At 68.9% G+C, this 25,455-nt stretch carries 22 protein-coding genes; 14 read left to right on the top strand and 8 right to left on the bottom strand.

Features of this window, described 5'->3' with window-relative positions; all coding sequences use genetic code 11:
- Positions 1–267 precede the first annotated feature (267 nt).
- From MY526_RS15265 to MY526_RS15250, 4 genes are all read left to right on the top strand, one after another.
- Positions 268–663 (top strand): hypothetical protein, encoded by a 396-nt coding sequence (locus tag MY526_RS15265; RefSeq protein ID WP_436704345.1) that lies wholly within the window; start codon positions 268–270, stop codon positions 661–663.
- Positions 660–953 carry a hypothetical protein gene (locus tag MY526_RS15260; protein WP_436704343.1) on the top strand — a complete coding sequence of 98 codons (294 nt, stop codon included), beginning with the start codon at positions 660–662 and terminating at the stop codon, positions 951–953. The genes MY526_RS15265 and MY526_RS15260 overlap by 4 nt, the downstream gene beginning before the upstream one ends.
- Positions 954–1,137: 184 nt before the next feature.
- A complete protein-coding gene (locus tag MY526_RS15255; RefSeq protein WP_436704341.1) occupies positions 1,138–2,514 on the top strand; it encodes a phage major capsid protein in 1,377 nt (458 codons plus the stop codon).
- A 297-nt stretch (positions 2,515–2,811) separates the two neighbouring features.
- Complete coding sequence (locus MY526_RS15250; protein ID WP_436704381.1) at positions 2,812–3,570, top strand: DUF3800 domain-containing protein; 759 nt, start codon at positions 2,812–2,814, stop codon at positions 3,568–3,570.
- Positions 3,571–3,830: 260 nt separating this feature from the next.
- Here MY526_RS15250 and MY526_RS15245 read toward each other — a convergent pair whose 3' ends face one another.
- Positions 3,831–4,670: a TSUP family transporter gene (locus tag MY526_RS15245; protein WP_436704339.1), complete on the bottom strand. Its 840-nt coding sequence runs from the start codon at positions 4,668–4,670 to the stop codon at positions 3,831–3,833.
- 243 nt (positions 4,671–4,913) lie between these two features.
- Between MY526_RS15245 and MY526_RS15240 the strand changes: the two genes are divergently transcribed.
- Together MY526_RS15240 and MY526_RS15235 are read left to right on the top strand one after the other, a co-directional pair.
- On the top strand, positions 4,914–6,188 hold the full coding sequence (locus MY526_RS15240; RefSeq protein WP_436704379.1) for a YifB family Mg chelatase-like AAA ATPase: 1,275 nt from the start codon (positions 4,914–4,916) through the stop codon (positions 6,186–6,188).
- On the top strand, positions 6,185–6,811 hold the full coding sequence (locus MY526_RS15235) for a DNA-processing protein DprA (protein WP_436704337.1): 627 nt from the start codon (positions 6,185–6,187) through the stop codon (positions 6,809–6,811). Before MY526_RS15240 ends, MY526_RS15235 begins: the two co-directional genes overlap by 4 nt.
- A 136-nt stretch (positions 6,812–6,947) precedes the next feature.
- On the opposite strand, the gene MY526_RS15230 is transcribed toward MY526_RS15235, so the two are convergent.
- From MY526_RS15230 to MY526_RS15205, 6 genes are all read right to left on the bottom strand, one after another.
- Positions 6,948–7,334 carry a hypothetical protein gene (locus MY526_RS15230; RefSeq protein WP_436704336.1) on the bottom strand — a complete coding sequence of 129 codons (387 nt, stop codon included), beginning with the start codon at positions 7,332–7,334 and terminating at the stop codon, positions 6,948–6,950.
- 422 nt (positions 7,335–7,756) lie between these two features.
- Positions 7,757–9,910 (bottom strand): hypothetical protein, encoded by a 2,154-nt coding sequence (locus MY526_RS15225; protein WP_436704335.1) that lies wholly within the window; start codon positions 9,908–9,910, stop codon positions 7,757–7,759.
- Positions 9,907–11,646: a hypothetical protein gene (locus MY526_RS15220; RefSeq protein ID WP_436704333.1), complete on the bottom strand. Its 1,740-nt coding sequence runs from the start codon at positions 11,644–11,646 to the stop codon at positions 9,907–9,909. Before MY526_RS15220 ends, MY526_RS15225 begins: the two co-directional genes overlap by 4 nt.
- Positions 11,647–11,738: 92 nt before the next feature.
- A complete protein-coding gene (locus tag MY526_RS15215; protein ID WP_436704331.1) occupies positions 11,739–13,253 on the bottom strand; it encodes a hypothetical protein in 1,515 nt (504 codons plus the stop codon).
- A 445-nt stretch (positions 13,254–13,698) separates the two neighbouring features.
- A complete protein-coding gene (locus MY526_RS15210; RefSeq protein WP_436704329.1) occupies positions 13,699–14,028 on the bottom strand; it encodes a hypothetical protein in 330 nt (109 codons plus the stop codon).
- A gap of 261 nt (positions 14,029–14,289) precedes the next feature.
- Positions 14,290–14,604 (bottom strand): hypothetical protein, encoded by a 315-nt coding sequence (locus MY526_RS15205; protein ID WP_436704327.1) that lies wholly within the window; start codon positions 14,602–14,604, stop codon positions 14,290–14,292.
- A gap of 221 nt (positions 14,605–14,825) precedes the next feature.
- Between MY526_RS15205 and MY526_RS15200 the strand changes: the two genes are divergently transcribed.
- The 8 genes from MY526_RS15200 to whiG all read left to right on the top strand — a co-directional run bounded on the left by MY526_RS15200 (position 14,826) and on the right by whiG (position 24,750).
- Complete coding sequence (locus MY526_RS15200) at positions 14,826–15,332, top strand: helix-turn-helix domain-containing protein (RefSeq protein WP_436704325.1); 507 nt, start codon at positions 14,826–14,828, stop codon at positions 15,330–15,332.
- A 270-nt stretch (positions 15,333–15,602) separates the two neighbouring features.
- The gene (locus MY526_RS15195; protein ID WP_436704323.1) at positions 15,603–17,363 is read left to right on the top strand and encodes a site-specific DNA-methyltransferase; all 1,761 of its coding nucleotides are present in this window, start codon (positions 15,603–15,605) and stop codon (positions 17,361–17,363) included.
- Between the two features lie 5 nt (positions 17,364–17,368).
- Complete coding sequence (locus tag MY526_RS15190) at positions 17,369–19,852, top strand: DEAD/DEAH box helicase family protein (protein ID WP_436704321.1); 2,484 nt, start codon at positions 17,369–17,371, stop codon at positions 19,850–19,852.
- 347 nt (positions 19,853–20,199) lie between these two features.
- On the top strand, positions 20,200–21,207 hold the full coding sequence (locus MY526_RS15185; RefSeq protein WP_436704320.1) for a ComEC/Rec2 family competence protein: 1,008 nt from the start codon (positions 20,200–20,202) through the stop codon (positions 21,205–21,207).
- A gap of 10 nt (positions 21,208–21,217) precedes the next feature.
- Positions 21,218–21,922, top strand: a complete 705-nt coding sequence (locus MY526_RS15180; protein ID WP_436704318.1) for a hypothetical protein — start codon at positions 21,218–21,220, stop codon at positions 21,920–21,922.
- A 179-nt stretch (positions 21,923–22,101) separates the two neighbouring features.
- Entirely contained in the window at positions 22,102–22,818 is a 717-nt protein-coding gene (locus MY526_RS15175) for a DNA-processing protein DprA (protein ID WP_436704377.1), read from the top strand.
- Positions 22,819–22,903: 85 nt separating this feature from the next.
- Complete coding sequence (locus MY526_RS15170; protein WP_436704316.1) at positions 22,904–23,839, top strand: tyrosine recombinase XerC; 936 nt, start codon at positions 22,904–22,906, stop codon at positions 23,837–23,839.
- Positions 23,840–23,955: 116 nt separating this feature from the next.
- Positions 23,956–24,750 (top strand): RNA polymerase sigma factor WhiG, encoded by a 795-nt coding sequence (whiG, locus tag MY526_RS15165; protein WP_436704315.1) that lies wholly within the window; start codon positions 23,956–23,958, stop codon positions 24,748–24,750.
- Positions 24,751–24,821: 71 nt separating this feature from the next.
- On the opposite strand, the gene MY526_RS15160 is transcribed toward whiG, so the two are convergent.
- A complete protein-coding gene (locus MY526_RS15160) occupies positions 24,822–25,313 on the bottom strand; it encodes a M23 family metallopeptidase (protein ID WP_436704313.1) in 492 nt (163 codons plus the stop codon).
- Between the last annotated feature and the right edge of the window lie 142 nt (positions 25,314–25,455).

Below are 25,455 nucleotides of genomic sequence, written 5' to 3'. Positions count from 1 at the left end.
GGGTCTGCGGGTCTCGGACCCTGCCCTCCCTCTGTTGAGTACGGGAGAAGAGAGGGGAAGGGAGCCCGTCGCGGCCTCGACGTCGACCCGCTCGGAGAAGGCGTGCATTGCCGACCCGCGAGACCCGCGTGACCCGCAGCCGCTGCTGGCCCTTCTGTCCCCGGACGACGAGCCGGGCCGGGGAGGGCGGGTCGGATCTTCGGCCGCTCGACCGACCGGGACCGCTCCGTCGACGTTTCTCTCCCCGTTTCCTGAGCAGGAGGACCCATGACCAAGAGCGGGACCGCCGAGCGTGCCGCGCAGGCGCTGGAGCTGCACCTCGCGGGTGCCGGCTACGACCGGATCGCCGCCGTGCTCGGCTACGCCAACCGTGGCGGTGCGTACAAGGCGGTCCAGGCCGCGCTCGCCGCCCGTCCGGCCGCACCCGAGCACTCGGAGGTCATCGCCGTCGAGCTGGCTCGGCTCGACGCGCTGCTGACCGGGCTCTGGCCGAAGGCTCGCCGGGGCGACGTCCAGGCGGTCGATCGAGTCCTCAAGATCGACGAACGTCGGGCCGAGCTGCGGGCGCTGGTGCCCCGGCCCGCGCCCGCCGCCGACAGCCCGGCGGACCCGCTCGACGAGCTGCGCGCCCGGCGGGACCACAAGCGGGAGGACCGCGCGTGAGGCTCGGTCAGCACGACGTGGCCGACCTCAGCGACGACCAGATCCGGCGGATGGTCGTCCGGCTTCGGGACGCCGCCGACGGAGCGCCCGTGTCGGCCCGCAGGTTCACCGACCGGCTCGCCGCCGCGCTCGTCCGGGCGCTCGCCGACCGCCGCCGCATCCTGGCCGTCGTCGAGCTGGCGATGACCGAGACCGACGACGAGGGCGACCTTGTCGGCCCGGGCGACGACCCGGTCGGCGACGCGCTCGCCGAGCTGCGCCGGGACGAGCCCCGGGGATCGGTACCATGATCACGACGGAACGCGCCCCGACGGAGTGCGGAGCCGCCGTCCACACCACGGGTCTCCCCGCCGCAGAGTCGGCCGGGATCGCCGGGCAGGCCACGGAGCGGGCCGCCCGACGCCGGAGACGCCAAGGGACACCCCCCTTGATGCCGCGCGCCTTCTGCGCGCTCTCTCCGACTGGAGCAGCACCATGACCATCACCCTGACCAGCCTCCGGAACAGCAACGACACCGCGCTCCGGACCCTCAAGCCCGCCGACATGCTCGACGCCCGCCGGGTCCTCCGCGACGCCAGCGACCAGCACCTGGCGACCATGCGCCGGATCACTGACGCCGTCGAGGTCGCTGGCCGGTCCGAGCTGACCAAGGCGCAGCGCGCCGACTACCAGGCCGCCGAGAACGGCCTGGACGAGCTGACGCCGATCGCTCGCAAGATCGAAGACGAGATCGCCATGCGGGCGATCCGCGAGCAGTCCGGCGGGCTCGGCACCGGCGAGTGGGTCGACCACCGGGGCAACCGGACCCCGATGGACGGCATCCCCGGCACCGGCGGCGAGTACCGCGACGGCGCGCCGCTCAACGACCGGCAGTCCTTCGCCGGCTTCGTCCGTGCCACCGGCCAGGTCCGCGAGGACGAGAGCGGCCTGAGCCTGACGAAGTACCTCCGGGGCGCGCTCTTCGGCGACTGGCGCGGCGCGGACGACGAGCGCCGCGCGATGTCCGGCGTCGCGGCGGCCCAGGGCGGTCTGCTCGTCCCGCCCGTGCTGGCCGCCGAGATCATCGACAAGGCGCGCGCCGCGACCCGGGTGATGCAGGCCGGAGCCCGGATCGTGCCGATGGCCAACCGGACCGTCGACATCGCCCGGTGGGTCGACGACCCCGAGCCGACCTGGCGCGGCGAGGGCGACCCGATCACGGTCGACGACGCCACGCTCGACGCCCTGGAGCTCAAGGCTCGGTCGCTCGCGGTCGTCACGAAGGTGACCCGTGAGCTGCTCGAAGATGCACAGGAGGTCGAGCAGCAGCTCAGGGCCGCGTTCGCCGCGAAGTTCGCCGAGAAGATCGACGCCGCCGCGCTCTACGGAGCCGGTGGCGACGAGCCGACCGGGCTGATCAACACCACCGGGGTCACCAAGACCAACGTCGCGGCCAACGGCGGCCCGCCGACCTTCGACCAGCTCGTCGACTCCGTCGGCCGCGTCCGTGACGCCGCCGAAGAGCCGACCGCTCAGATCCTCGCCGACCGGACTGCCCGGAGTCTTGCGAAGGCGAAGGACACCGCCGGCCAGTACCTGCCCGCCCCGAGCTACCTCGACGGCGTCCGCCGGCTCACCACGTCCGGCGTCCCGGTCAACCTGACGACCGGCACGAACGCGGACACCAGCGACGTGTTCACCGGCGACTTCTCCAAGCTCTACGTCGGCGTCCGGACCGAGCTGACGATCACCGTGCTCTCCGAGCGGTACATGCAGGAGGAAGGGTCCTACGGGCTCGTCGCCTGGTACCGGGGCGACATCGGCGTCGCGCGGCCCAAGGCGTTCGACATCGTCCGGGGCGTCCGCGCCTGACCGTGACGCACTAGACCTCGGTCGGGGTCGCGCGCCGTTGCTCACGCGGAGCTGCTGGCGGCCCGCGCCTCGACCGAGCACCCCAAGGCGTCAACGTCACCCCCACCCTCGGCATCCGGGGCAGCGGGGAGCGATGGTCGGCGAGGGGCACCTTTCCGCCCCCGTGACCCGTCCAGCGCCGGTGGGACCGCGCCCCGGGAGACGCCCCGACTCGTCTCCCGGGGCGCTTCCGCGTCCGCTCCTCGACCGGCGGCTCCCGGGAGCGTCGGTCCGACAAGGCATCATCAGGCCGTGCTCATGGCCTACGTCGACGAGTCCGGTGACTCCGGTTACTCCGGCTCCCGGACCTACACCCTCGGCTGCGTCTTGGTCGAGGCGGACAGGTGGCCGGACACGTTCGACTCCTTCATCTCCTTCCGGCGGTTCGTCGCTGCACGCTTCGGCGTGCGGGTCCGTGCGGAAGTCAAGGCCAACCACCTGGTCGGAGGCCGGGGGGCTCTGTCCGGGCTCGGGGAGAAGCAGCGGCACGCGATCTACCGACAGCACATGCGGCTGGCCGAGAAGCTCGGGCTCCGCGTCTTCGCGGTCGTGATCCAGAAGGACAAGATCAAGAACCAGAACCGGAACCCTCGGGACATCGCGTGGGAGTTCCTGTTGCAGCGCTTGGAGCGGGCGTCCGACGCCTTCGACCAGCCGATCTGGCTCACTCATGACGAGGGTGAATCGGCCGCGATCCGGAAGCTGGCTCGGAAGGCTCGGCGCATCGGTAAGGCGGGCAGCCGCTTCGGGACCGGCACTCTGAAGGTGCCCTTCCGGCTGCTGCTAGATGATCCGGTGCCTCGCGACTCCGCGCAGTCGTACTTCATCCAGCTGGCGGACTTGGCCGCGTACGCCGCCTTCCGGAGCGTCCAGCCGCCGTCGCCGAAGCGGGCGACCGTCTGCCCGCAGACGATGTGGAGCGAGCTGGGCAAAGCCCGGCATAGCGAAGCCAACGGGCTTGCGCGGACGACCGGCGACGCGGCCGAGCCGGGCGTAGTGGTGTGGCCCCGAACGTAAGAACCCCCCAGCCCTAGGGCCGGGGGGTGAGCGCGGGCCTACACCCCCCGCAACGGGAAGTTCAGTCCGCAACAGCAACCTACACAGCGGGTCGGTGGCAGTCGATGCGAACTCGCCCGAAGGGGGTCGGCGTGACTGAAGGGACCTGCTCGCAAACTCTCTGTTACGTAGGCCGCGAGCGGTACAGACGTCCGCCGGTTCCTCGGCCATCAGTGACCCGCCGGGAGTTTTGGCCGCTGGTCACGGCGGCCGTCCAGCGGTTAGGAGTGCCGCCAGACCTTCACGGACGAGATCAGCAGCAGCGCGATCACGAGCGGCACGAGGACTGCCTGCGAAACAGTGCCCAGGAGCAAGCCACCGGCGACGGAGCCCGTCACGGACCCGGCGGCCATCGCGATGACGAAGCCGCTGTGCTGCCGGAGCACGCCGAACGCCTGGTCGCGGCTGTAGCGGAAGAACGCGACGAGCATCGTCGGTAGGGAGACCAGCAGCGACAGGCTGCCGGCCAGCTTCACGTCGACCGCGTACAGCAGCGTGATCGTCGGGATCAGCAGCTCGCCACCGGCCACGCCCATCACTGCGGCGACGACGCCGATGCCGAATCCGGCAACGACGCCAGCAGCCCCCTGCGCGGCGATCGGTAAGTCAAGCTGCGGGATGACGTCGAGGTGGTGGGCGGCGAAGACCGCAGCGATGACGAGCAGGAGCACGCCGAGGACCCGGTAGAGGGTCGCCGCCCGTATCCGGGTCGCCCAGGACGCCCCGACCCAGGCTCCGGGCAAGCTGCCCAGGAGCAGGCTCAGAGGAACGAACCACTGGGCCGCGACTGCGTCGAGCGGAACTGCGACCAGCCGGGACGGCAGCGCCGCGAGGACGACGACGAGGCTCATCGCCTTGTTGACGATCACGGCTTGCAGCGCAACGAAGCCGAACAGTCCGATCAGCAGCGGCAGGCGGAACTCTGCGCCGCCCAGACCGACGAGTCCGCCGAGCAGCCCGACAGCGGCTCCGACGAGGAAGCTCGACCACGCCGGACGTCTGATCGTCCGGCGCTCGGGGAGGCCGACACTCGACGTCGTTCCGTCCCCGGTCGCGGTCACCGGGGCACCCTAGAACGGTGACGACGCCGACGCCCGTCCTGCTCTCGGCCGCCGACGCCGCGACCTACGCCGGGGTTCCGGCCGGCCACTCTCCGGGTCTGGCGGCACCGCTACGGCCTGGAGCCCCGCTGGACCCCGGACGGGGCGTCGCTCTACTCGCTCGACGAGCTGGCTGGCGTCCTCGCCCGGCGGGCGGGGGAGTCCGCCGGCTAGCTTTAGAAGCGTCCTAGGGCGGCCTCCGACCTGGCGCTGGCCGCGGCCGTGCTCGCCGCCGACGGCGCGGTGCCCGCGGAGTCGGTCGGTCGCCTCGTGCTGCTGGGCGAGCTGGGCCTCGACGGCTCGGTTCGGGCGGTCCGCGGCGTCCTCCCCGCCGTGCTGGCCGCGGCCCGGGCCGGGCACCCGACGGTGGTCGTCCCGGCCGGCAACGCCGACGAGGCGGCGCTGGTCGACAGCGTCGAGGTGCTGGCCGCGGGCACGCTGGCCGAGCTCGTCGCCCACCTCCGGGGTGCGGCGGCGCTGCCCCGGCACACGCGGAGCCCGCTGCCCCCGCCACCCCCGGGGCCGGACCTCGGGGACGTGGTGGGTCAGGCGGTCGGCCGCCGGGCCGTGGAGGTCGCCGCCGCCGGCGCGCACCACCTGTTCCTCACCGGTCCGCCGGGGGCGGGCAAGACGATGCTGGCGGAGCGGCTGCCCGGCCTCCTCCCGGCGCTGGACGAGCAGGCGGCCCTGGAGGTCACCGCGATCCACTCCGTGGCCGGGACGCTGCCGCCCGGGGCGCCGCTGGTGACCCGGCCGACGTTCGAGGCGCCGCACCACTCGGCGACGATGGCGGCGCTGGTCGGGGGCGGCTCGGGGCTGATCCGGCCGGGCGCGCTGTGCCGGGCCCATCGCGGCGTGCTCTTCCTCGACGAGGCGCCGGAGTTCCCCCGCGCGGTGCTCGACACCCTCCGCCAGCCGCTCGAGCGGGGCCAGGTGACGATCTCCCGGGCCAGTGGCGCGAGCACCTTCCCGTGCCGCGCGCAGCTCGTGCTGGCCGCCAACCCGTGCCCGTGCGCGAGCGCGGCCGGCGATGCCGCGTGCACCTGCAGCCCGGTGGAACGGCGCCGCTACCAGTCGCGGCTGTCCGGGCCGCTGCTCGACCGCATCGACCTCCGGGTGGACCTCCCGGCGGTCACGCGGGTGGCCTGGCTGGAGGCCGGGACCGTCGCCGAGCCGACGTCGATGGTCGCCCGACGGGTGCAGCACGCCCGGGACGCCGCGGCGGAGCGCCTCCGTGGCACCGGCCTCACCGTGAACAGCCAGGTGCCCGGCCGGATGCTGCGGGAGCGCTGGTCGCCGCCCCGCCCGGCCCTCCGGCTGGTCGAGCGGGCGCTGGAACGGGGCGTCCTGTCGGTGCGCGGCTACGACCGGGTGCTGCGCGTGGCCTGGACCCTCGCCGACCTGGCCGGCCGCCCGCTGCCCGGCTCCGACGACGTGGCCGAGGCCCTCGGGATGCGCCTGCAGCGGGCGGCGGCATGAGCGCCGTGCCGAGCCTCGACGAGGACATGGAGCAGGGGCTGGTGGACGGTGCGGCGGCCTCGCCGGCGGTGCGGCGGGCCCGGGCCTGGCTGAGCCGAGCCGCGGAACCGGGCAGCGTCGCCTTCTGGCGCTTCGTCGAGGACGCCGGCCCGGTGGAGGCGGTGCGCCGGCTGCGCGCCGGCCGGGCGCCGGACATCGTCCGGGCGATGGTGGGGGCCCGGGCCGAGCAGGACGCCACGCCGGCCGACCTCCTCCGTGCCGAGCGGAGCGGTGCGCGCCTGGTGGTGCCGGAGGACGACGAGTGGCCCGGACTCCTGCTGCACGGCCTGACGGTGGCCACCAGCGAGGAGCCGGACGACCCGCGGCACCACTCGCCGCGGACGACCGCCCCGGTGCCGCCCCTGGCGCTGTGGGTGCGCGGGCCGGGTCGGCTCGACGAGCTGGCCGACCGGTCGGTGGCGATCGTCGGGTCCCGCGCCTCGACCGCCTACGGAGAGCACGTCTCGGGCGAGCTCGGGCACCAGCTGGGGGAGCGGGGCTGGACGGTGGTCTCCGGTGGGGCATCGGTTCTCTGGACACGAAGGGGTGTTGCAACCGCTCCCAGGTGGGCACGTCCGACCTGACACCACGGTCACGTTGCGTGAGGGTCGACTCGGTCATCCGGATCCCGGGGCCAAGCGGGGGGATGGCCCCACTGCTCGGACCCACGGGCCTGAGTCGCCTTATCGACCCCGTGAACCTCGGCAGCGGGAGGGGCGGTCAGCGAGGGCGGATGGGACGGACCTTGTCGCTCCCAATCGAGTGATCGAGTTGCAGTCGCAGTTCCTCGATCACGTAGGCGTAGGTGTCGAGTAGTTGCTCTAGTTCGGCATTCCGCTCACGGAGCCGCTGGTATGTGCCTTGCAGTGCGTCGTACTTCTCCTGAAGTGACGTGACAGCCGGGCTGCTCACGCCCCACTTCGCGTCGACGGCCCTCAAAAACTCGTCCTTCAAGTCCCTGTGCCGGTGGGTCAGGATCCAGCGTTGTACGCCCACTCGCTGGCGCAGGTCCTCGATCACTGGGCGCTTCCCGTCTGTACGAGCCAGGAGTTCCTCGGCGGCCCTCCGAATCTCTTTCCGCTCAGCCTCATGCTTCTCGTCACCCATGTCGCTTCACGTTCTCGCTCACGGTCCGCCCTCTGAAGTGGTGGTACCGAGGACGGCGGTTGTAAGTACACGCTGGCAAGCGTCGTCGAAGGTGCACCAGGTGCGGGACGGCGAGCGGCGTCTCCAGCGCCACCTGGCGGGGCAAGATCACTCGAACGCCTCGACGGATCGTGACGGCCGAGGGTCACGCTCTGCGGCTGGGCGGCGCGGGCGGGGGGTGACGCGGAAGAGCGCGAGCAACCGGTCGGTCTGGATGGCGGACAGTCCGATTTCGCGGAGGAGCGCGCGACGAAGTCGGAGTTCCCGGCCGAAGGCTTGACGGCAGGCGTCGCCGCAGTATTCGCGCGCCCGGCCTGGAGCGCGCGCGGCGTGCTGCAACTCGGCTCCGCAGTGCTTGCACCAGCCTGGTGCAGAGATCGCCATCAGGTCTTCGCCTGGCTTGGCCGAGGGACACGCGTCCGCTCGTGTTCATCGATGATTTTGGTGACCCGGTCGAGTTCCGCCCGCTCGCGCTCGACGCGCAGTGGCGGCACGAGGGGATCCCCGACGATCTCGCGGAGCGGAGGGACGCGCTCTCGGAGGACATCGACATCGGAGTCGGTCTCAGCGATGTTGAGACAGTTGGGGTGGCAGTCGTCGAGGTCCGGCGTGATCTGCTCGTCAACCTGGCCCTGCCTCAACCTGCAGCGCGCCCGAGCGGGATCGAAGACGCAGGTCATACCCCGCCCCTCGTACACCTGGAGAGTCGGGCTTCGCAGAAGGCCGCGAGCCTGGTGGCCGCTGGTCAGCGTGATGCCAGGAAAGCGGAGGCTGGCATCGCCAAGCCGCTGGCGGTAGACATCCGCGCTGGGTCCGCTGACGTGCTCTCCGTCGTCGAGGCGACGCTGCGCATCACCCAGTGCCTCCAGCCGGGCTAGAAATCGCTCAAAGGCGTAATCGTCCGGGAACCCCGAGGCGGCGTTGCCCGCGTAGCCGAGGGTGACGGTGGTGAATAGGTGCCCGTACTGGATCGAGGCCGCAACGAGTCCGCGCGGTCGGCGGCAGATGTACCAGGCGAGCGTCCGCCGGAACCGGCTAAGGGAGATGCGCTCAAGTGATCGGTCGGCGGGGATGCTGTCCCGGCGCCCGCGTTCCAAGCAGTAGGCGTCGACCCATGCGATGAAGTCGGCGATGAAGCGCGGCGCCCGGTCGGTGGACAAGGCCCCACCCTCGCGCTGCTGTTCGCCCAGAACGGTCCGAGGAAATAGGACCTCGCGATCGTGCAGGCGCTCCATGACCCGGATGGCGTTCGCAACAGGCTCAACCACCACCCAAGGCACTTCCCGTTCGACGCCTCGGACGGCCTTGTCGCCTGTGTCCGTGCGGGCGCCCTTGAACGCCCGACCGACGACGCTCCACATGCCCGTCCGTTCGTCGTGGTGAAGGCAGCCACGACGAAGATTGAGCAACTCGCCAGGTCGCATCCCCGAGAGGTAAGCGGTCACGATGAGGCAGGCGGCGACCAGCATTTTCACGAAGCCCGGCACGTCGTGGTAGCCGATGGGCTGCTGGAGCCAGGGCTCATTGTCGATGAGGCCGGTGGGGTGAGAGGTGACTGCGGCACAAGCAACTAGCGGCAAGCCGCTGTGCCGGAACACATCCCCGGTTGCCAAGTCGCGAATGCCCCAAGCCGTGGCGTCGAGAAGTCGGGCGAGGTGGTAGTAGTCCAACTCGATGCCTGTGTCGGTCATCCGGCCTGGAAGTGGGCGGCCGGTGCGCCTGTACTCCCGTACGAGTACGTGGGCCTCCTTAACGAGGTCACGCCTGGGGACCGAGTCCAAGCCGCGCGCCTTGCGGCGCTTGCCCCTCGGTGCAAGCCGGTTGTATTCGTGGGCGGCGGCGATGATGTCGCCGGAGAAGTCGTCCACAAAGCGCATCGCCCAAGTCAGCAGAGCGTTCATCGTCCGCTCGTCGATTCGCGGCGTTCGGTTCTCGTCAGTCCGGTTCCGTTCGCCGAAAAGGTCTTCGATCTCCTGTCCATCCCAGGGCGGCGCCTCGGGCAGGCGCATGGCTGGGGGCAGCAGGTGACGGTGCCCCCACAAGCGGCGCACCTCCAGGGCGTAGTCCTCCTTGCGGGGTCGGCTGATGTCGGCGGCGTCGACAGCGCTGACGTACTGGTCGAGATCGTCCTCGGTGACCTCGGAGAAGTGGCTCCTGCCCCGAGCCGCGAGGAACTCGGCGAAGTCGCGAAGTGGCACGAGGGTTGTCTGAACGGTCATGAGGGAGAGCCGTCGGTACCCGGTGGCCAAAGCCTCATCGGTTGGCTCGTAGTTGATCAGCATCCAGGCGTACGTCTTGAGCGCATCGCGGAACACCGGCGCGGCCTTCGTCCAGTTCAGCCGTACTGGCTTTGCGTGAGCCTCGAACAGGCCCGGGGTGAGGTACCAGTGATCGTCTCCGTACCTGGACATGGCGCACTGGCGGTCGCGCAGCGGGCGGTTCGCAAGGACAAGGGCGTCCGGACCTGGCGCTTCGAGAACCGCGCCTTCAGCGGGCGCCGGCGTCGCGACACCCCTCTGGTACCCCCGGCGCGTCATGCGTCCAACCTGCGGTTGAGCAGACGCTCGACGAGCGTGCGCTCCTCCTCAGTGACCCGTTCCCGGGCCTGATCCACGGTCCCATGGGGCTGCTTGTCGAGGATGTCGCGCAGACGCGACCACGCCAAGCCGTACCGTTCGGCCCAGTCCAGCGGCGTCGTTTCTGAGCGGCGATCGAGGATCGCGTCGTGCGCCGCAACCTGCACAGTCAGGTGGTGCGGGAGCGCGACTGCGCAGGGGCAGTCGGTGCACAGGAGGAACGACGCCTGGCAGGCGCGCCCGGGCGTGTACGGGCCATTGGTGTTGTCCTTACAGGCGGCGACCACCGTGTCGAGCCGCCCGGAAAGTAGTCGCTTGAGAGTCCGGACGTTGACGCCCAGGCGGTCAGCGACGGGCTGTGGGTCTTTCCTGGCCTGCTCCAAGTCTTCAGCGGTGAGGTAGGCCAGGCGCGCTGTCTCGCGGGCCTCCCGAACCCGCTCGGCCAGCGTGTCCGCGACCACCCGCTGGTAGCGGGACAGGTCGGCGCGGTCCTTAACCTGGTAGTCCTTGTGCAGGGTCTCGCGCGTGTGCGCGACCGGTTCGTTGTGCTCCTGCACGAACGACAGGCGCAACCGGTCAAAATCCAACGCGAGTGCGGCGCCGTCGTCGGTGCGCAGACCGTGCCGACGCACCCATGCGGGGTTGTGGCCCTCGGGCGGCTTCAACCGGATTCCGCGCCCGCGCCCTCGGCCTCCTGAGTGCGCATACCAGGCGAACAGCCGGTCCGAGCGGACCAAGTCACGGGCGGGGCGGCCTAGTTCGCCAAGGAGCAAGAACACGCCGAGCGGGGTGAGCAACTCCTTGCGGCCCGCCGTAAGTGGCTGCGCAGGCAGTGGCAACCACCGCGGAGTGTCCTGGATCGGTACCGCCATGTGCGACCTGGACTTGCCGCGACGAGGCTTGAGTAGGTCGACGATGGCGACGGCGCCAACGTCGTTGCCGGTGCGGTGGTGGTGGGCAGGGGCCCGTCCCACTGTTCCGGCGTTCTGCCCAGTTAGCCCGACTAGGAGGATCTGGAAGGCAAGCGTTTCCCCGGCACCGAGGAACAGCAGCCCCAGGGCTTCAGTCCCCGTGCGTAGGCCCGCCTGGCGGATCACCGCGTCATCTGGACTACCCCGCCGACCCTTGCGGGGGAGGTCTCCTGTGCGCGCCACTTCGTCCAACAGGGCGCCGAGCGCCCAGGCGGTTGGCTCGGCCTCGCTGTCGATTTCGCCACGCAGCCAGCGATCCCTGTGCGCTAAGTGACGACGGATTCGTGCTCGTGCTACCCGGATGTCCGCCCGCGCCGCGGCGAGGACGCGCTTCACCTCCTTCGGGGAGTAGCCCTCCCGCGAACTGGAAGACCGGGGGCCGTGGGGGACCTTCAGCGCCGCCCGGAACTCGTCGGAGTAGGAATCACCGGTACGCCTGAGAGCGTTCTTGAGCGAACCGAGAGGTCGCGACTTACGGCCCACGACCAGGTGGAAGGCGGCCAGATGCGCGGGTCGCAAATCCTCCGGCCGGAGCGGCGGCGAACTGCTCCGCTGCAACGTCTGCGCGAAGCGCAGTAGTTGCCGGTAGGCGGTTTCCGCGGTCGCGGCCGACCGCCATGTGCCGGAGGGGCGGCATCCCTCAGCGAGGCACGCGGCGAAGTGCTCGCGTAGCGGCGCGGCCACCGGTAAAGTCGAAAAGTCCCAGGTCGTGGTCTCGTGGTCCACAGCGCTGCGGAAGGTGACGACAAGACCATTCTCTTCCCGTGCTCGCCGTGGCCGGTAGTCGACGGGGGGCAGCGAGGCTGGTCGTCCTGCCATCAACCGGCTGCGACCGTCTGAACACGCGCGTGGCCCCGCAGGAGCGCGGCCATCAGGTCGGTCACAGATTCGTCGGCTGCATGGTCCAGCAGCATCTCGATGTCGAGCGTCTGGAACGGCTCCAGGTAGATGTTCTGCGTCGTGCTCGTGTGACGGTGCCCAAGCAGGGTCTGCACAAGTTTCCAGTGCGATCCCATCTCGGCCCGCAGGTCCTGGGCTTCTTCGGCCGTGAGGAAGGACATGCGTTGATCCCAGAGCAGTCGCGCAACGACGAACCAGCGGAGCGCGAAACTGTGCCGCAGTCGGTGTGGTGTCAACTTGGCCATGGGATACCCGAGCAAGTCGATGCGGGCGTTTGCGCGGGCGAAGGTGCTGTTCCAACGCTCGATCGGACGGGGTGTGCCGTCGCGGTTAAGCCACAGCATCGCGGGCTCCAGGTAGACGTCCCCCTGGTCTGTTCGGCGGCGCCAGAACAGACGCTGCCGGTCCTGGGGGGACAGGTCGTCCAAGGGGCGCTGCGCCACCTTTCCCGACGGCTCCCGCACGATCAGGTCGTCGCCAAGTTGGCGCAGGACAATGGCCTTGCCGTCCATCGCTTGGTACTTGGCCTGCCCGGCGCTCACTACCTGAGCGCGCTCGCCGATGACGTAGGCGTAGGTGTCCGATACCACGGAGGCAGGCACCCAGTAGGTCCGGCCCCGCTGGCGCTTGGCGCAGAACTTCGCGAGGTGGAGCGTGTGCCAAGGGCGCGCGTGGTCGCGTGCATTTGGCCACTCGGCGCCAAGCAGAACGCTTCCGGCCTCCTGGACTCGCAGACCGGTGCGGTAAAGGGCGTCGCTGAAGGCCATGTCCCGCTGCACGTTCCCGGCCCGGAACGTTGAGTCAGGAGTGCCGTCCGGCAGGTGACCGCCCAGGCCGACGTCCCGCCACATCGCGTATCCCTGCGGGTCGAACCATTTGACGTCGGAGGACCGCACGTAGGCGCCACCGGTGTCGTGCAGGTCGTCGTCCACGTCCGGCAACGGGTTGTCGATCCCGAAGCGCGAGGCGTACCCGTACAACGCCCTGAACACAGCGGAGTCCTTCTGCCACGTCGCATCCTGTACGTAGTCCTCGTTCTGCTCGGTGTCGAGGACTCGCCAGGTGTAGACGGCGTCGATGTCCTCCGAGTCGACCTCGCGCCAGGACAGACCCCATTGGTGTAGCAGGTTCAAGTAGCCGCTTAGGCAATAGGCGTATGTGCGCGGCGATTTTCCTGTCAGCCTGCGGGTGCGTCCGCGACCGCGTGTAAAGAAGTCGTTGATGATGCTGTCCGGGTGCCCGTCCGGGCCGACCAAGAACGGACGTCCAGCGGGAATGGCGCGCTCACTGCGCCGGGCAAGCGCCTCATTGATAGTGCTGGCTGCAATCGGCGAATCCTGCCGTGCGGCAGGAACGGTGGTCGTGTGGAAAAAGACGTTCCACCGCCCTACTCGTGTCCCCCTGGTCAACGGTGAGGTGAGGGTGGAGTGCACTCGCGATCCGCGACCTGACCGCGGCAAAGAGGTATCGGTGCCAGGGAACACCAGCGTGGGGGGTTGTCGGAAGAAACCGACGGCGAGTGTGTGTCCATACCTCTTGCCTATCGCATGGATTCCCATCCCACAACCGAGACATTGGCATACCTTGCGTCAAGAATGGTCGCATCGACTAAACGCATACGTGGCGGCAAGAACTGATTCTGGTTGCCTGTAAGGAGTCTGGCGTAAGCATTGCTTTCTGAGTACGCCTCCAAGAGCGACGCCGGGGGCTGCGCCGAAGTCGTGAGATCCTGGTCACACGCTAGGCGGTGCGTCCCCACGACCTGGCCAATGGGGCGTTCGTCGGGCAGCGCGGCGTCCGGCGGCTGGTTCTCTACGCAGTCGAGCGCCGGGAAGGCGCCGACCGGGCCCTTGTGCGGAGCAGGGGTCGGGTCAGGGCTCAGTCCCAGGTGATACCGAGTTCGAGCCGAGGGTGCGATGCGCAGTCGGCGTGATCGTCGAGGAATGCCCAGGCGCCCTCGGCGTCACGTACTGGACGCCACGCAGCGATTGCGTACGCCTCCGGCATCGTGAGGCCATCCGGGGGCAGTTGTCGCCGGAGGGCCTCGCGGCGGACCTCCTGGCAGGAAATGCATATCCCCATCAAGGGGGCATCCCAGTAGTCCTCGGCGTCCTCGTCCGCGCGCTCGATGAGTCGCAGGCCATCGTCGGATGTGAACCCTTCGGCCAAGATGAGCAGGATCCGAAGCGTCTCGATGTCCGGGGGCATCCGTCCACTGGTCATTCGGTGAGGACTTCCTCGATGTCGTGTGATCCCTAGGCGAAAGCGCAGCGCGGTCTCAAGGTTGCATCCACGAGCATGGTCCGCTCCGGCTCCCTGCTACGAGGGGCCGGAGCGGACCCCCAAGCCGCTTTGCGCGCGGCTCGGGCCGCCTCCTGGGCCGTCAGTCATCCGGTCCAGAAGTTCACCTCCTGACCAGATCCGCACGGGGCGGTGGTAACCGCGTGCCGTCGATCAAGGTCAGTCCGATCATGGCTGGAGCGTCAGGCACGGCTTGCGCAGGAGGGCGACGGCGACCGAGACGTAGTGGTGCTCATCGACGATGGCGGACATCCATACCCTGCCGTTCGGTATCGCCGAGGGCTGCCTGAGGAAGCGGGCGACGGACTCGACGACTCTGAGCGGATCCGGGGCCATGACTGGCATCACGGACTGCACCTCCGAGCGGGCGATCCGTACCGCCGAACCCTCGTCGGTAGTGAGCAGGAGAGCGAACCCCCTGGGTTCCGAGTACCAGGCGATGCCTGGGCGGCCTTCGACGCGCTGTCCGTCAACGGTGGTCACGGCCACTCGCTCATTGATCTCCAGCCACGCCGCCGGCCGCGAGCGTCCGGCCCCGTCCGGCAGGCAGGAGCACGTGCACTTGCTCGCATCAGCCACGACAGCCCCTTCGGCATTGCTTGCCCCACGGAACCGTCTCGCCACCCCTGGACGAGACGACCACCACTCCAACCCAACATATATGGCCTGGTAGACATCCTGACAGGTGCCAAGCGTTGCTTGCTGTGCCTGGCCTCAAGTCCGCTCGACACCTCACCCTGCCTCCGGACCGGCGTCGGGATCTTGCTGAACGCGTGCGGCAAGCCCGGCAGGCTGCGGACTTCACACAGGAGACCCTGGCTCGGGCTTCGGGAGTGACGGTCCAGCACATCCAGAGGATCGAACGCGCGACAGCAAACCCAACGTTGACAACGCTCTATGCGATCAGTGACGCCTTGGGCGTCGACGTGCGCACCCTTGTGGCACGTGGCGACCTCGTCGAGCCGGACTCTCGCGGCAACTTGCCCCTTAGTCGGAGCCGCGCGCTCGCCGAAGGAGTCCGGAGGGCTCGCCAGGCTGCCGACGTCACGCAGGAGTACCTATCGCAAGCCTCGGGTGTGACGGTTCGGCACGTTCGACGCATCGAGCGAGGGGAGGCCAATCCGTCCCTCGCCACCCTCTGCGCCATCGGCGACGCCTTGGGCGTTGACGTAGGAACCTTCATGACCGGGGGATCCCCGGGTGGAGCGTGAGTCGCGCGTTCGGCCCCCAGCCCACAGGTAGCGGGCGACGAGGCAGAGTGGCCAGTCGTCGTCAGGGGTGACTCCAGGAGGTGTCGGAGCCGCGCGGCATGATCGGGCGCCGGGACAGGCTCGGTACGCCGATAGACCTCTAAGGACCGCGGTCGGCGGCGCATGGCTTCGAGGCGGACGGTGCAGCGTGCACCAGGGCATGGCAGACGAGAGGTACTTGTGAGGGTCAACGGAAATCAGCGTCCCCAGGGGCAACTTGCGCTGACCTGGATGGGCAAGGACCTCGCGCTCATTCCTTCCGAGCAGGGCAAGTACGACTACGCATGGGCTGACCGCTGGGACCCTCGCGCCTGTGACGTGAAGAGCATCGAAATAGTGGAGCGCGTCGGCGAAGTCGACGGTCCGACCTCAGCAGCCGAGAACCTGCTGATCATGGGGGACTCGGGGGACGCTCTCCGTTCGCTGGGCACGGTCCCCGAGTACGTGAACATGTACCGCGGCAAGGTCAAACTTGTCTACATCGACCCGCCATTCAACACCGAGCAGGCATTCGAGCACTACGCTGACCAGTTGGAGCACTCCGTCTGGCTGACGATGATGCGTGACCGCATTAGGGACATTAAGCCGCTGATGGCCGAAGACGCGTCAATCTGGGTGCATCTCGATGATGCTGAAGTGCACCGCATGCGAGTGCTATTGGATGAAGAGTTCGGTGAAGACAAGTTTGTCGCGACGATCGTCTGGCAAAAGAAGTATTCCCGTGACAATCGGCCCGCCATTGGCACCGTGCACGACTACATCCTCGTCTACGCCATGCAAGGGGCTGCGCAATGGAAGCATGCGCGGAATCGCATCCCCCGAGTGAACGCATCCCAGTATCGAAACCCCAACAATGACCCCGAGGGTGCTTGGCGCCCTATCCCCCTTGACGTGCAGGGTGGGCATGCGACCGCGAGCCAGTTCTATGACGTAGAGACACCCAGCGGCAAGGTCGTGCGCCCCGCCAATGGTCGGGCATGGAGCGTCACCGAGCCCGTCATGCAGGCCATGATCGAACGCGGCGAAATCTACTTCGGTCAAAAGGGTGACGGCATGCCCAACACCATTCGGTATTTGAAGGATGACGAGGGCCTCGTTCCGTGGACCTGGTGGCCGCACGACGAAGTGGGAAACAACGACGACTCCAAAAAGGAAATCATCGCCCTCTTCGGTGACGAGAATCCCTTCGATACCCCGAAGCCTGAACGGTTGATGGAGCGAATCATCCACATCGGCTCCAACCCCGGCGACCTGGTTCTGGACTGCTTCGGCGGGTCCGGGACTACGGCAGCGGTGAGCCACAAGTTGGGGAGACGCTGGATCACTGTCGAGTTGAGCGAACGGAACGCCGAAGCCTTCATCCGCCCACGCCTGGCTGGCGTGGTCGCAGGCACCGACAACGTGGGCATCAGCGTGAGGGACGGCGAAGGCTTCACGGACGAGGTGTTCAACGGCGTCATCAAGCCTGCCGACGCCAAGATTCTGCTTCGGGCGTTCTCGGCCTTGGCGAAGACCGGCTCGCTCAAGTCGGTGGCCGAACCCGACGCGGATGCTCTCGCCAAGGAACTGCGGCAACGGTTGAAGCCTGCGCCGGAACCGGCGGCCGTCCGCTCCGGAGGCGGCTTCACGGTCGCCCGGATGGGGCCGTCGATGTATGAGGTGGACGACGAGACAGGCGAGGTCTACCTCTCGCCTGACGCTACGACCGAAGCCTGGTCCAAGGCGGTCGCCGGCCAACTCGGCTACACCTATACCCCCGACGACCCGGTCTTCTGTGGAGTTAAGCGGAGGATGCGCCTCGCAGTAATCGACGGCATCGCTGATGCGCAAGTCGTGCGCACCGTTGTCGAGCACTTAGGGGAGGGGGAGCGGGCCATGGTTGTCGCTAAGGCCGTGATCCCCGATGCCGAGACGCTTCTGAAGGAACTGTCTCCGGGTTCCCGACTGCGGAAAGCGCCCGACGATCTGTTTCCGAAAGCGACGGTGAAGTAAGAGTCGTGGAAATCACCTACGACGAGGCGTTGATTTTCGAGATCGCTGCCCGTTTCGATCTGCGCGAGCCGAACCGACGCGCGCTGGACGCCGTCGTCCAGGCCATCGTTGCTGCAGGTGGCGAGTTCACTGAGATGGTGGCTGACCTGGCTACCGGCGTCGGCAAAACGTTCCTGATGTCCTCCCTCGTCGAGTACCTGGCAACTCAGGGAGTCCGAAACGTCCTCGTCGTCACGCCGAATACGACCATCCAGAACAAAACGATCGCCAACTTCGACGCTGCGTCAGCAAAGTACGTGTCCGGCGCCGAGATCGCCCCACTGGTCGTCACGCCGGAGAACTTCCAGACGGCATCGGTCGGGGCGGCGTTGCGGGACAGCAGTCGCCTCAAGGTCTTTGTCTTCAACATTCAGCAGTTGATCCGTCCCACGGACAAGGTCTCCCGACGTGTCCGCGAGGAGGACGAGAATCTCGGCGGTGCGCTGTACTCGTACCTGGAGAATACCGGCGACTTGTTCGTGATCGCGGATGAGCACCACATTTATCACGAGCGGGCGCAGGCTTTCTCCGCGGCGATGCGCCAACTTCACCCAGTTGCTCTCGCCGGTCTTACTGCGACGCCCGATCCGGCGGACATTTCGAAGATTGTCTTTGAGTACACGCTCGGCGAGGCGATCGCCGACGGACACGTCAAGATTCCCGTCATCGTGTACCGAAAGGACGGTCAGAAGGACGAGCGCACACAGTTGGCCGACGCTTGTCATCTGCTCCGACAGAAGGAAGTCGCCTACCAGCAGTACCGGGACATGCAACCGGGTGCGCCGAAGGTGCGGCCGGTACTGTTCGTTGTTTGTCAGACGATTGAGCACGCCACTGAGGTCGGCCAACTCCTCGCGGGCTCCAACTTCATCGGTGACGCGCAGGCTGTCCTGGAGATCACCTCAGAGTCCTCCGAGAAGGCGCTTCAAGCCTTGGCGGATGTCGAGGACGATGAGTCGCCCATTCGCGCCATCGTCAGTGTGAATAAACTTCGCGAAGGCTGGGACGTAAAGAACATTGCGGTCATCGTTGCTCTGCGCCGACTCGCGTCTCAGACGCTGACTGAGCAGATTCTGGGTCGTGGCCTCCGACTGCCGTTCGGCGAACGCACCGGCGTATCCATGGTCGACCAGGTCGACCTTGTGGCTCACGACTCTTATCAGCAGTTGCTCCAGCAGAAGGACCAACTCCGTACGCGCCTTCAAACTCCGGCAGCCCTGACCCCGGTTGACGAGCATGGCGCGGCCACCGGAACCGAGCCCCTGCCAGCGGGGGACTCGGCCAGTGTCGTGCCGGACGCGTCCCAGGGTGGCGAAGCAGTGCAGCCCGGCATTCCGGGCATCCCCGTCACTGCTCCCGCGCAGCCGACGTTGTTCGGCCTCGACGGCGAAGTCGAGTCGGACTCCGATTCGTCACCTTCTCTCCTCTTCGAGGAGGTGGAAGCCCGGCAGGAGGCGGCAGCACCGGAGGCCCAGGGCCGCACCGAAGGGGCGCCACAGATCAACTTCCCGCGGGAGGCCACCCGACTCGTGATCACCCCGTTCTCGCTGGTGGATGTGCCTGACGGCGACGCGGAGGCGGCGGGTGCTCGATTCATTCTGGAGGTGCCAACCTTCATTTACCGCGACGCTCTCGTGGCGAAGCGGACCGGGGCCGACGTGCGCATCACCGTCACGCCTCAGGCCAACGCCGAGGCGCAACAGGTATACGAGGGCATCGATATGGTGCGTCTCGAACTCAGCCACGAAATCATGCGGCAACCGGAAGTCACCGCAGTAAGGCGCGAGGCGAACGCCGCTCGCCGCCTCGTCAACGCCTTTCTCAAGGGCGCTGGAGTGTCCTCCTCGGAGCAAGCCACGGCCGAGTGGGGACGGCAGAGGCGGCATCAGGCCGTCGAAGGACTACGCACGCTCATCCGCTCGGCCATCGGCGCGCGCAAGCAGGAGCGCCAGGTCGCGCTCGAATCCATCACGTTGCCGATCGAACCGGTGCTCGTAGACCCGAACGCGCCGAACGCGTACAACGACCCTTACGTGAAGGGCGTGCACTTCCAGGGATGGCGAAAGTCCGTCATGCCGACGGCGGCGTTCGACGCGAAGACCACCGAGTGGGAACTCGCCCATCTTCTAGATCGCGACGATGAGATCACCTGGTGGCTTCGCCTCTACACGAACGGCCCGGCGTTCATCCCGACTGACACTGGCCGGTACTTCCCCGACTTCATCGCCATCGACAAGCACGGCACCTACTGGGTCATCGAAGGTAAGGCGGACAGCGACGCCAAGAACGCTGACGTCCTTGCCAAGAAGGTCGCCGCCGAACGGTGGGCACGACTCGTTCGCGACGAAGAGGACTACGGCACCTGGCGGTACATGTTCGTCACGGAGTCCAACATCAAGTCTGCTGCGGGTTCGTGGAACGGGCTCTACACCGCCGCCAACCCGGAGTGACTGGCCTCAGTCAAGCGTCCGCGTGCCCAGCGGGCGCCCATGGAGCCGGCCCGACCTGAACGTCAAGAGGCCAGCAGGCGTCGTCCTCCCGGGGCTGGGCCGCTAGCCAGTTGGGGCGGATCGCTGGCCGGAGGGACGCTGGTGAGCGCCCGCCGATTTCGGGTGGGTACGCAGCGAGCGACAGCCAGGCCGCCAGATCCGCCAGAGTGCCACCTGCGCTGATCTGGAGTGCCCACCCGCGAGGCGACTGCCCCCCGAGACGATGACCCGCAGTCATACCGTCGCCTCGTTCTGTCAGTGGCTCTGCGTACGGTCGCCGACATGGTGAGGCAGCGGGGAGGAACGCAGTGATCGACATCGACTTTCTCTGGGTCGGAGAGAAGCAGAAGACTGGCGACGCCATCACGTGTCAGTTCACGGATCCGTCCACCGGACAGGACGTGGTCGTTGTCATCGATGGCGGCTTCCGCGACGACGGTGAACGCATCGCCAGCCATGTGCGCCGCTACTACGGCACCGACCGGGTCGATCTCGCGATCTGCACCCACCCCGACGATGACCACATCCGAGGCTTGTTCGGGCTGATCGAAGAACTCGACGTTTCGCGCCTACTTATTCACCGGCCCTCTCACTTCGGCTACACGGGTGACGACGTCAAGGCACCCTTGGTCGATGACTTGATTGCCACCGCGCGCGCCTGGGGAACGACCGTGGATCACGGCTTCACCGGTACTACGTATTTCGGCGGTGCCCTGACGATCGCGGGTCCATCCGAGTCCTACTACCAGCAACTGCTGGACGAGCAGGTCCACTACGGCTCGTTGACCGCGTCGATCGGGCGCGCGTTCTCCAAGGCAGCCAGCAGTGTCATGGAAGTGATCCGCAGTCTCGGGAGCGATCCTGGCGAGACGATGACCGATGACAACGGCGGGACTACCCCTCGCAACAACAGCAGCATCATCACGGATCTGTCGGTTGATGGTTACCGTGCACTCTTCACAGGCGACGCTGGGGTGCCTGCGCTGAACCAGGCGGCCGACTACCTCGACCTGATGGGGAAGTCGACCGCCCCCGACTTTTTCGATGTCCCGCACCACGGTTCCCGTCACAACCTGGATCCCCAGACCCTGGACCGCTTGCTCGGACCGATCGTCGGGGATGCCGAGATGGGATCAGCCTTCGTGAGCGTTGGAAAGGAGGCGGATGACCACCCCCGTCCCGAGGTCGCCAACGCGATCCGTCGGCGCGGGTATCCGGTTCGGGCAACGCGCGGGCAGAACATCAGGTGGAACCGCGGAGGCGCCTATCGCCCTGAGTACGGCCCCATCGGGGCGATCGACTGGCTTGCAGAGTGAGTCGATAGACATGGACGCCTACGACCGCAAGGCGCGCCTCTACCCGGCCGCCGTCGTCATCTTCCCGTTGACGCTGCTCGGTTTGCTGTTGTTCAGCCTGCCGGACTGGTGGAAGGGACTCGCCACCTTCGCAGCCGCCGGTGGCTTGCACGTTCCCGTTATGCATCTGGTCCGAGACCGCGGTGCTGGCAAGCAGGACGCCTTGTGGGAGGGGTGGGGCGGGCCGCCCACGACCCTGCTTTTGCGATGGACGGGCAAGACGAACGTCATACAGCAGAAGCAGCGTCACACCGCGGTCGCCAGCGCAACCGGCCTTAGCCTCCCATCACCGGAGGAGGAGACAGCCAATCCGGCCGATGCCGACGCGGTCTACGAGTCGGCCGTCGACCTGCTTCGTGCCAAGACACGGGGGGAGGTCTTCTCCCTCGTGCAGGCGGAGAACGCCAACTACGGCTTCCGAAGGAACCTGTACGGCTGTCGAGCCTTTGGGATTGCGGTCGCACTGATCATTGCCATCGCCGAAGGTGTGCTAGCCATTCTTGGGATTCGTCATGTTGTCGAGGTGTCCCCGGCGTTGATGTTCGTCGCAGCGGGAACAAGCCTCTTGTGGCTTGCTGGATGGATCTTCACTGTCACACCCGCCTTCGTGAAGCGCGATGCCGACCGGTATGCGTTGGCCCTCGTGCTGGCGGCCGCGACCGTTGAAAAGGGCTGACTGACGCGTCGCCCGGCCGGGCAACCACGCCCGGTCGGTGTCGCCAGCGGCGGCGGGAGTAGGCAGGGGCTACGCGCAGGGTCGGCAAGGCAAGAGGTAGGGGGAGAGGACAGGCGATCGGCCTGCCCTCTGCTTCGGCTCACGCAACGTGACCCTGGTGTCAGGTCGGACGTGTCCACCTGGGAGCGATTGCAACACCCTGGAGAGAGCAGAGAACCTTCGGCATCGACGCCGCCGCCCACCGCGGTGCCCTGGCTGCCGACGCACCGACCATCGCCGTGCTCGCCTGCGGCGTCGACCGGGCCTACCCCGCCGCGCACAGCGCCCTGTTCCACCGCATCGCGGAGGAGGGGCTGCTGGTCAGCGAGTGGCCACCCGGTGCCGCGCCGCACAAGCACCGTTTCCTGGTGCGCAACCGGCTGATCGCCGCGCTGACGCGGGGAACGGTCGTCGTGGAGGCCGCGGCCCGGTCCGGCGCCCAGGCCACGGCCCGCCGCGCGCAGAAGCTCGGCCGGCCGGTGATGGTCGTCCCGGGTCCGGTGACGTCGGCGATGTCCGTGGGCTGCCACGAGTTGTTGCGCGAGGCGGAGCTCGGCGCGGTGCTGGTGGGCAGCGCGGCCCACGTCGTCCAGGAGGTCGGCCGGGTGGGGGAGGGCCTGGCCGATCCGCCGGACCGCCCCTCCGGCCCCGGGGACGGCCTCTCCGACCTGGCCTGCCGGGTGCTCGACGCCTGTCCGGTCCGCGTCGGGGTCGGCCCGGAGCGGCTGGCCGCGATCGCCGGCTGCGACGTGCTCGACGTGATGCGGGTGCTGCCGGCGCTGGAGCTGGCGGACCTGGTCCAGTGGACCGGGACCGGCTGGCGGCTGAGACCGCCGGAGCAGCAGACGCGGGGGTGACCGGTGGACCCGAGGGCCGGGTGGGCCCGCTCGACGGGCGGCGCGGCGGCTTGACCCCCGGCGCCCGCCGTCGGACGGTTCCCCGGTGACCGCCCGGACAGCTGACGCGCGCGCGGCCCTGCCGCCGCCGCTGGCCGAGGCCCTGGCCGGCTACGAGGAGCACCTGCGCACTCAGCGGGACCTGTCCGAGCACACCGTCCGCGGCTACGTGACCGACGTCGTGTGGCTCCTCGACCACCTCGTCCGGCGCGGCGGCACCGGGGTCGGCGAGCTCGACCTGGGCACCCTGCGCGGCTGGCTCGCACAGGGGCGCACCCGGGGCGCCGAGCGGGCCACCACCGCCCGGCGGGCGGCCTCCGCCCGGTCGTTCACCGCCTGGCTGCGCCGGGCGGGGCTCATCCCCGAGGACGTCGGCCTGCGGCTGGTCAGCCCCAAGGCCCGGCGCACCCTGCCCGACGTCCTGGCCCCGGACCAGGCGCGCGCCGTCGTCGAGTCCGCGGCCGGCGCCGAGGAGCCGGTCGGACTGCGCGACGCCGTCGTCCTCGAGCTGCTGTACGCCAGCGGCATCCGGGTCAGCGAGCTGGTGGGACTCGACGTGGACGACGTCGACCGGGGACGCCGGCTGCTGCGGGTGCTCGGCAAGGGGCGCAAGGAGCGCAGCGTGCCCTACGGCGTCCCGGCCGAGCGGGCCCTCGACGCGTGGCTCACCCGCGGGCGGCCGGCCCTGGCCACCGACCGGTCGGGCCCCGCGCTGCTGCTGGGCCTGCGCGGGGGCCGGCTGGACCCGCGGGAGGTGCGGCGCACCGTGCACACCGCGGTCGCCGCGGCCCCCGGCGCGCCGGACATCGGCCCCCACGGCCTGCGGCACTCGGCGGCGACGCACGTGCTGGAGGGCGGCGCCGACCTGCGTTCGGTGCAGGAGCTGCTCGGGCATGCCAGCCTCGCCACCACGCAGATCTACACGCACGTGACCGTCGACCGGCTGCGGGCGGTCCACGCCCAGGCGCACCCGCGCGCCTGACCGGAGTACCGCCGGTGTCTGAGACAGTGGTCGTGCGCGCGATGCAATCGACCACCGCCGCAGTGCCCACCCCGAGGCCTCCCACGGCAGGCCTCCGACGTACGGGAGTGCAGACCGTGCCCGAGGCCACCATCCACCGGCTCGACGAGGCCGATGCCGACGCCGCGCTGGCCGCGCTCTGGGCCACCTACGTCGAGGACCGGGACCCGGTGTTGCGGGACCGGCTGATCCTGCACTACGCGCCGCTGGTCAAGTACGTCGCCGGACGGGTCGGCAGCGGCCTGCCGGCCCACGTCGAGCAGGCCGACCTGGTGTCCTACGGCACGTTCGGGCTCATCGACGCCATCACCCGGTACCAGCCCTCCCGTGAGGTCAAGTTCGAGAGCTACGCGATGGCGCGCATCCGCGGCGCGATCATCGACGAGCTGCGCAGCACGGACTGGATCCCGCGGTCGGTGCGGATGAAGGCCCGGCAGTTCGAGCGCACCGTCGCCGACCTGGAGAGCCGGCTGCAGCGCAGCCCCAGCGAGGAGGAGGTGGCCGCCGAGATGGACATGGACGTCGAGGAGGTCCGCAAGTTCCTCGGCCAGCTCTCCCTGGTCAACGTCGTCGCGCTGGACGAGCTGCTGTCCGACGACGACGGCGGCGCCCCCCGGCTGGTGGACACCCTGCAGGACACCAGCGCGCTGGACCCGCAGGCGATGGCCGAGCACGGTGAGGCGCGGCAGCTGCTGGCCCGCGCGGTCGAGCAGCTGCCCGAGCGCGAGAAGGTCGTCGTCAGCCTCTACTACTTCGAGGGCCTGACCCTCGCCGACATCGGCCGGGTGCTCGGGGTGACCGAGAGCCGCATCTGCCAGCTGCACACCAAGGCCGTGCTGCACCTGCGCACCAAGCTCGCCGACATCGCGTGAGTCGCGCGCGGGCCATCGCATGACGACGGCGCGGGGTCGCGCCCGGGACGTCGCCGCCCAGGGCTGAGGCGTCAGCTCATCGGCAGCAGCCGGACCTCGGGCGGCTCGAGCAGCGCCAGCGGATCCAGGTAGACCTCGCCCCGGCGCAGTCCCCAGTGCAGGCAGGCCGCGACCGGGCAGCCCTCGTGCCCCGCGGCCAGCGTGCCGATCGGCGACCCCCGGGCCACCACCTGGCCGGCGCCCACCGCGGGCTCGACCGGCTCGTACGTCGTCCGCAGCCCGCCGGCGTGGTCGACGCTGACCACCGGGCGCCCGGCCACCATCCCGGCGAAGACCACGACGCCGTCTCCGGCGGCGAGCACCGGGGCGCCGGGGGGACCGGCGACGTCCACGCCGCGGTGCCCGGCCGCATAGGGGTCCGGGAGCTGGTCGAACGGCCGGGTCACCGGGCCGTCGACCGGCCGCACCCACAGCGCGCCGACCCCCGCGGCGGGCTCGGCGACCGCGCCCGCCGGGGCGGACACCCAGGCGGTGACCAGCAGCAGGACGGCGAGCGCACGCATGCGAGGAGCCTGCAGCCGCGACAGCCGGCGGCGCCCCGTCGGCCGGTGGCTGTGGACGACGCCGGCCGCTGGGGAGGCCGACGTCCCACGAGGCGTATGCTGCTCGGTGCGATCCGTCTCGAACGGGTCGACTTCGCGCGTC

The organism is Geodermatophilus sp. CPCC 205761 (assembly GCF_051383655.1).
In the GTDB taxonomy this organism is placed as follows: domain Bacteria; phylum Actinomycetota; class Actinomycetes; order Mycobacteriales; family Geodermatophilaceae; genus Geodermatophilus.
This window is presented reverse-complemented; position numbering and strand designations above follow the sequence as displayed.

Coding starts and splice junctions, on each gene's coding strand:
- MY526_RS15160 (WP_436704313.1), bottom strand. CDS start 25,313: ATGCGTGCGCTCGCCGTCCTGCTGCTGGTCACCGCCTGGGTGTCCGCC.
- MY526_RS15250 (WP_436704381.1), top strand. CDS start 2,812: ATGGCCTACGTCGACGAGTCCGGTGACTCCGGTTACTCCGGCTCCCGG.
- MY526_RS15225 (WP_436704335.1), bottom strand. CDS start 9,910: ATGACGCGCCGGGGGTACCAGAGGGGTGTCGCGACGCCGGCGCCCGCT.
- MY526_RS15265 (WP_436704345.1), top strand. CDS start 268: ATGACCAAGAGCGGGACCGCCGAGCGTGCCGCGCAGGCGCTGGAGCTG.
- MY526_RS15180 (WP_436704318.1), top strand. CDS start 21,218: ATGGACGCCTACGACCGCAAGGCGCGCCTCTACCCGGCCGCCGTCGTC.
- MY526_RS15210 (WP_436704329.1), bottom strand. CDS start 14,028: ATGCCCCCGGACATCGAGACGCTTCGGATCCTGCTCATCTTGGCCGAA.
- MY526_RS15230 (WP_436704336.1), bottom strand. CDS start 7,334: ATGGGTGACGAGAAGCATGAGGCTGAGCGGAAAGAGATTCGGAGGGCC.
- MY526_RS15195 (WP_436704323.1), top strand. CDS start 15,603: ATGGGCAAGGACCTCGCGCTCATTCCTTCCGAGCAGGGCAAGTACGAC.
- MY526_RS15255 (WP_436704341.1), top strand. CDS start 1,138: ATGACCATCACCCTGACCAGCCTCCGGAACAGCAACGACACCGCGCTC.
- MY526_RS15235 (WP_436704337.1), top strand. CDS start 6,185: ATGAGCGCCGTGCCGAGCCTCGACGAGGACATGGAGCAGGGGCTGGTG.